The sequence below is a fragment of the Streptomyces sp. AcH 505 genome, from assembly GCF_000818175.1.
Classification (GTDB): domain Bacteria; phylum Actinomycetota; class Actinomycetes; order Streptomycetales; family Streptomycetaceae; genus Streptomyces.
In genome coordinates this window covers 4,307,817-4,314,214 of sequence record NZ_JTIY01000001.1, presented here as the reverse complement: position 1 = coordinate 4,314,214, position 6,398 = coordinate 4,307,817, and the positions used below count along the sequence as shown (strand labels likewise).

5 protein-coding genes are annotated in these 6,398 nt (G+C 70.1%); all 5 read right to left on the bottom strand.

Features of this window, described 5'->3' with window-relative positions; genetic code table 11:
* A partial coding sequence (locus tag HY68_RS19750) for an NAD-binding protein (protein ID WP_041990695.1) occupies nucleotides 1-273 on the bottom strand: 273 nt, incomplete at its 3' end.
* Complete coding sequence (mraY, locus tag HY68_RS19745) at nucleotides 270-1,340, bottom strand: phospho-N-acetylmuramoyl-pentapeptide-transferase (RefSeq protein ID WP_041990693.1); 1,071 nt, start codon at nucleotides 1,338-1,340, stop codon at nucleotides 270-272. The genes HY68_RS19750 and mraY, both read right to left, overlap by 4 nt.
* Nucleotides 1,337-2,767, bottom strand: coding sequence for a UDP-N-acetylmuramoyl-tripeptide--D-alanyl-D-alanine ligase (murF, locus tag HY68_RS19740; protein WP_041990691.1), 1,431 nt, complete (start codon nucleotides 2,765-2,767; stop codon nucleotides 1,337-1,339). Before murF ends, mraY begins: the two co-directional genes overlap by 4 nt.
* A gap of 4 nt (nucleotides 2,768-2,771) precedes the next feature.
* Nucleotides 2,772-4,334 (bottom strand): UDP-N-acetylmuramoyl-L-alanyl-D-glutamate--2,6-diaminopimelate ligase, encoded by a 1,563-nt coding sequence (locus HY68_RS19735; protein ID WP_041990689.1) that lies wholly within the window; start codon nucleotides 4,332-4,334, stop codon nucleotides 2,772-2,774.
* Between the two features lie 190 nt (nucleotides 4,335-4,524).
* Nucleotides 4,525-6,398 (bottom strand): penicillin-binding protein 2 (locus tag HY68_RS19730; protein ID WP_063779662.1); only part of this gene is annotated, 1,874 nt, incomplete at its 5' end.

Sequence of the window (6,398 nt, the reverse complement as noted above, 5' to 3'; positions counted from 1 at the left end):
GAGCGGCTTGCCCGGCTGCCAGCCGGGGGCGGTGACGACGAGTTCGGTGCCGGCGGGCAGCGTGTCCCCGTCGCCGAGGCGCACGGTGACGCCGAGCGGTTCGAGTTCGGCCGCCTGGGCGCGTGCGCGCTCGTCGTCGCTGTCGTTGACGACGGTGACGTCGGCGCCGAGTCCGCGCAGCACCCGGGCCGCGGGGAGACCTGAGACGCCGAGTCCGGCGACGGTGACCCGCTTGCCGTGCCAGTCGGTCGGCTCCGGGTGCGGGCCGGTCACTTCTGGGCCGCCCAGCCGGCGTAGAAGAGGCCGAGTCCGACGATCACGCACATGCCCTGGATGATCCAGAAGCGGACCACGACAAGGACTTCGGACCACCCCTTGAGTTCGAAGTGGTGCTGGAGTGGCGCCATCCGGAAGACCCGCCTGCCGGTGGTCTTGAACGAACCGACCTGGATCACCACGGACATGGTGATCAGGACGAAGAGACCGCCGAGCAGGGCGATCAGGAACTCGGTGCGCGAGCAGATGGCGAGGCCGGCGAGCGCGCCGCCGAGCGCCAGCGATCCGGTGTCGCCCATGAAGATCTTGGCGGGTGAGGTGTTCCACCAAAGGAAGCCGAAGCAGGAGCCCATCAGGGCGGAGGCGACGACCGCGAGGTCCAGCGGATCTCGCACCTCGAAACAGGCGTTGGGGTTGGTCAGGGTCGCCGCGTTGGCGCAGGACTCCTGGAACTGCCAGAGGCCGATGAAGGTGTAGGCGCCGAAGACCATCACGGAGGCGCCGGTCGCGAGGCCGTCGAGGCCGTCGGTGAGGTTCACCCCGTTCGACATCGCGAGGATCATGAACAGCGCCCAGACCACGAAGATCACCGGGCCGATCGACCAGCCGAAGTCCGAGACGAACGACAGCTTGGTCGAGGCCGGGGTGTTGCCGCGGGCGTCGGCGAACTGCAGCGAGAGGACGGCGAAGGCGATGCCGACGATCAGCTGCCCCGCCATCTTCGCCTTGGCCCGCAGCCCCAGCGAGCGCTGCTTCACGATCTTGATGTAGTCGTCGAGGAATCCGACGACGCCCATGCCGGTCATCAGGAACAGGACCAGCACACCCGAGAACCGCATGTCCTCGCCGGTGATCACCTTCGCCAGGATGTAGGCGATCAGGGTGGCGAGGATGAAGGCGATGCCGCCCATGGTGGGCGTCCCCTTCTTGCTGCCGTGGGAGCGCGGGCCGTCGTCCCTGATGAACTGGCCGTATCCCTTGCGGGCCAGCAGCTTGATCAGCAGCGGCGTGCCGATCAGGGTCAGGAAGAGCCCGATGGCTCCCGCGAAGAGGATCTGCCTCATCGGCCGGCAACCTCGCCCTCGGAGGTCGTCTCCAGCAGTGCCAGGGCCACCTGCTCAAGACCGGCCGACCTGGACGCCTTCACCAGCACGACATCTCCCGGACGCAGTTCACTGCGCAACAGGTCGACCGCCGCCCGCGCGTCGGACACGTGCACCGACTCCTCACCCCACGAACCCTCGTTGTAAGCGCCCAGTTGCAGCCAGGACGCCTCCCGGCCCCCGACTGCCACGAGCTTGCTGACGTTGAGCCGGACGGCGAGCCGTCCGACCGCGTCGTGCTCGGCGAGCGCCTCGTCACCGAGCTCGGCCATCGGGCCGAGCACCGCCCAGGTACGTCCCCCCGTTGCCGATGAGGCGCCGCCCATGGCGGCCAGCGCACGGAGCGCCGCTTTCATGGATTCGGGGTTCGCGTTGTAGGCGTCGTTGACGATCGTCACGCCGTCCGAGCGCTCGGTGACCTCCATACGCCAGCGGGAGAGGGTTCCCGCCTCGGAGAGCGCCTCTGCGATCTCGTCGACGGACATGCCCAACTCATGGGCGACGGCGGCCGCGGCGAGCGCGTTCGACACGTGGTGCTCACCGTACAGCCGCAGCGTCACGTCCCTGCACCCGGAGGGTGTTCGAAGCAGGAACGCGGCCTGTCCGGTGGCTGTGAGCCGGACGTTCTCTGCCCGTACGTCTGCTTCGTCGGACTCTCCGAAGAAAACTGTTCGAGCCTTGGTGCGGGATCTCATCGCGCTGACGAGCGGGTCGTCGGCGTTCAGGACGGCAACTCCGCCCGCCTCGGCGGAGGGCAGCGCCTCGACCATCTCGCCCTTCGCGACGGCGATGTTCTCGCGGCTGCCGAACTCGCCGATGTGGGCGCTGCCGACGTTCAGGACGAGACCGATGCGCGGCGGGACAAGTCCGGTGAGGTAGCGGATGTCCCCGATGTACCGCGCACCCATCTCCAGGACGAGGTAGCGGGTGTCCTCGACGGCCCGCAGGGCGGTGATCGGCAGCCCGATCTCGTTGTTGAGGTTGCCGTCGGGCCAGACCGTGGGCCCGCTCCGCTGGAGGAGCTGGGCGATCAGGTCCTTGGTGCTGGTCTTGCCCGCGGACCCGGTGAGGGCGACGACGGTGGCACCGAGGCGTTCCACCACGGTGTTGGCGAGGCGGCCGAGGGCCTGGACGACATCGTCGACGACGATGGCGGGCACCCCGACGGGCCGGGTGGCCAGCACGGCCACCGCGCCCGCCTCGACGGCGCCGCGCGCGTAGTCGTGGCCGTCGACCCGCTCCCCGGCGAAGGCGGCGAACAGACTGCCGCTCTCCACCTTTCGGGAGTCGTAGACGACGGGTCCCGTGACGCGTACGGCCGGATCCGGTATGTCGTGGGACTGCCCGCCGACGATGGCGGCGATCTCGGCGATGGAGAGGGCGATCACTGGGTCATCCCTGACTGTTGTTCTCGTGACGACTGTGGTTCTCGTGACGGAGAGAGTTCTCGATGGCGGCGCGCAGGACCTGACGGTCGTCGAAGGGGCGTACCACTCCCGCGATGTCCTGGCCCTGCTCGTGGCCCTTGCCCGCGACCAGTACGGTGTCGCCCGCCTCGGCGAGTGCCACCACGGCGGCGACGGCCGATTCCCGTTCGGCGTCGACGAGTACGGAGCCGCGTTCGTGGATGGGTACTTCGGCCGCGCCGGCGAGCATCGCGGCGATGATCGCGAGGGGGTCCTCGGAGCGCGGGTTGTCGGAGGTCAGTACGGCGGTGTCGGCGAGCCGGGCGGCTGCCGCGCCCATGGCGGCGCGCTTGTACTGGTCGCGGTCACCGCCGCAGCCGAGGACGATGTGCAGCTTGCCCTCGGTGACCTTGCGCAGGGAGCGCAGGACGGATTCGACGGCGTCCGTCTTGTGCGCGTAGTCGACGACGGCGAGATACGGCTGTCCCGCGTCCACGCGCTCCAGGCGGCCCGGTACGCCGGGGACGGCGGCGACGCCGTCGGCGGCCGTCTGCGGGTCGATCCCGGCGACGGCCAGGGTGACCACGGCGGCGAGGGTGTTCGCGACGTTGAAGGGGCCGGGCAGCGGGGCCTCGGCGCTGATCCGCTCGCCCTTGGGGCCCACGACGGTGAAGGCCGAGCGGTGGGAGCCCACTTCGACCTTCTCGGCGCGCCAGTCGGCGTCCGGGTGTCCCTCGGCCGAGAAGGTCGTGATGGGCACGCTTGCCTCGTCGACGAGCCTGCGGCCGTACTCGTCGTCGTAGTTGACCACGCCGACCTTGCTGAGCCGGGGGGTGAACAGCTGGGCCTTGGCCTGGAAGTAGTCCTCCATGCCGGAGTGGAACTCCATGTGCTCCGGGCTGAGGTTGTTGAAGACGGCGACGTCGAAGACACAGCCGTCGACCCGGCCGAGCACCAGCGCGTGGCTGGAGACCTCCATGGCGACCGAGTCGACCCCGCGCTCACGCATGACGGCGAAGAGCGCCTGCAGGTCGGTGGCTTCGGGGGTGGTGCGCTCGGACTTGATGGCCTCGTCGTCGATCCGCATCTCGACGGTGCCGATCAGCCCGGTGCGGTGCCCCGCGCCGCGCAGACCGCCTTCGACGAGGTACGCCGTCGTGGTCTTGCCCGAGGTGCCGGTGATGCCGATCTGCAGCAGGTCGCGGCCGGGGTGCCCGTAGATCCCCGCGGCGAGTTCGCCCATGCTGCCCCGGGGGTCGGGGACGACCAGGACCGGCAGTCCGGTGGCGGCGGCGCGCTCGGCGCCCGCCGGGTCGGTCAGTACGGCGGTGGCCCCGAGGTCGGCCGCCTGCGCGGCGAAGTCGGCTCCGTGGAAGCGGGCGCCGGGCAGCGCCGCGTACACGTCCCCCTGGCGTACCGCCCGCGAGTCGTGGGTGATGCCGGTGACCTCCCCTTCGCCGAACGCGTCTGTGAGGCCCAGCCGGGCTGCCAGTTCCGCGAGCGGGGTGGGGCGGACCCTGTCAGGACGAGGCGTCCCGGGATGGCTCACAAGGGTGTCCTTCGGGGCGGTTCGAAGCTGATCAGCGTGTGGCACGGCGGTGAGCGTACCGGGCGCGGCCGTCCCGGGGCCAAGTCCGCCCTGAGGGGTCTCGGTCGGGTCGGGGCGGTTCCCGGAATCGGAGGTGATGGTTGTCACTGGGCTTTCCCTGGAGTCACTGGCCGGGTGGGGGTCCGCCGGTCTAGAAGGTGACCGGCAGGCGGACCGGTTTGCTGCCGGTCGGGGGGACCTGGAGGGTCTTGAGCGAGAACTCCATGACCTTCTTGTAGATGGGACCGCAGATCGATCCGCCGAAGTACGCGCCGCTGGTGGGGTTCTGGATCGCGCAGTAGACGGTGATCTGCGGGTTGTCGGCGGGTGCGAAGCCGGCGAAGGACGCGGTGTAGCCCTTGTAGACGCCGAGTTTGGGATCCACCCTGTTGGCGGTTCCGGTCTTGCCCGCCACCCGGTAGCCGGGGATCTTCGCCGCCGTACCGGTGCCCTCCTGGTCGCCGACGACCGATTCGAGCATCGTGGAGACGGTCTTGGCGGTGCTGTCGCTGACGACGCGGGTCTTCTTCGGCGCGGGAGCCGGGGTGAAGCGCCCGTCGGGTCCGCGGGTGCCCCGGATCAGGGTGGGGGCGATCCGTACGCCGCCGTTGGCGATGGTCGAGTACACGGAGGCGGCCTGCATGGCGCTGAGCGACAGGCCCTGGCCGAACGGGATCGTGTACTGCTGCGAGGTGGACCAGTCCTGCGGCTTGGCGAGCAGCCCCTGGGTCTCGCCGGGGTAGCCGAGCCCGGTGGGCCGGCCGATGCCGAACTTGGTCAGGTACTTGTAGAGGACCTTGTTCGCCTCCGGCTGGGTGTCGCCCAGGTGTCCGGAGGCCTCGATGGTGCCGATGTTGCTGGACTTGGCGAGTACCCCGTTGAGCGTCAGGTTCCAGGTGGGGTGGTCGATGTCGTCGTGGAAGAGCCGGTCGCCGCGGTGCAGCCGGTTGGGCACGACGACATGGGTAAGCGGGGTGGCCTTCTTCTCCTCGATCACCGCGGACATCGACATGACCTTGCTGGTGGAGCCCGGCTCGTAGGCGTCCTGGAGCGCGGCGTTGCCCATGGCGGCCGAGCTGGCCTGGGAGAGGTCGTTGGGGTCGAACCCGGGGGCGTTGGCCATCGCGAGGACTTCCCCGGTCCTGGTGTTCTGGACCATCACGTAGCCCCGGTCGGCCTTGGACTTCTTCACCTGCTCGCTGATGGCCCGCTGGGCCTCCCACTGGATGTCCCTGTCGATGGTCAGCTCGACGTCGGAGCCCGGCACCGCGGGCTTCTCGCGCGAACTGCCCGTGGGCACCCGGCGGCCGCCGGACTGGGTGTAGGTGACCTCGCCGTCGGCGCCGGCCAGTTGCTTGTCCAGCATGGACTCCACACCGCCGCCGCCGTGCCCTGACGCGTTGACGAAACCCAGTATCCCGGCGGCGAGATCGCCGTTGGGGTACACGCGCTTGGTGGTCGGCTCCTGGAGGACACCGGCCAGTACGTTCACCGCGGGGCGGCCGGAGAGCGCGTCCTTGCTCGCCTTCTGTGCCAGGACGCCCTTGAGGTCGCTGATCTGGTTCCAGACCTGCGGGGTCTGCCGCCGGGCGAGCACCGTGTAGCGGGACTTGGGCGCCTTGAGCTTCTTCACCATCTCGGTGGGGTCGGCGCCGAGGATCGGCGCGAGGAGCGCCGCCGCCTGCTCGGGGGCGTCCGGTGCCTTGCTGGCCTTGGGGGTGAACATCGACGGGTCGGCGGTGATGTCGTACGCGTCGTCGCTGGTGGCGAGCGGGACCCCGGAGCGGTCGGTGATCTCGCCGCGCTCGGCGGCGATCGTGTGGTGCAGGAAGCGGTTCTTGTCGGCCTTGGCGGCGTACGCGCTGGCGTCGACGGCCTGCACCTGGAGCAGCCGTACGACGAAGACCAGCATCACGAGGGTCAGGCCGAGGCTGACCAGGCGCAGCCGGGGGCGCGGGCTGCCGAGCTGGATACGGCGCGGGGCGCGGCTTCCCTGGCGCGGCCGGCCGGCCGGGCGGCCGGTGG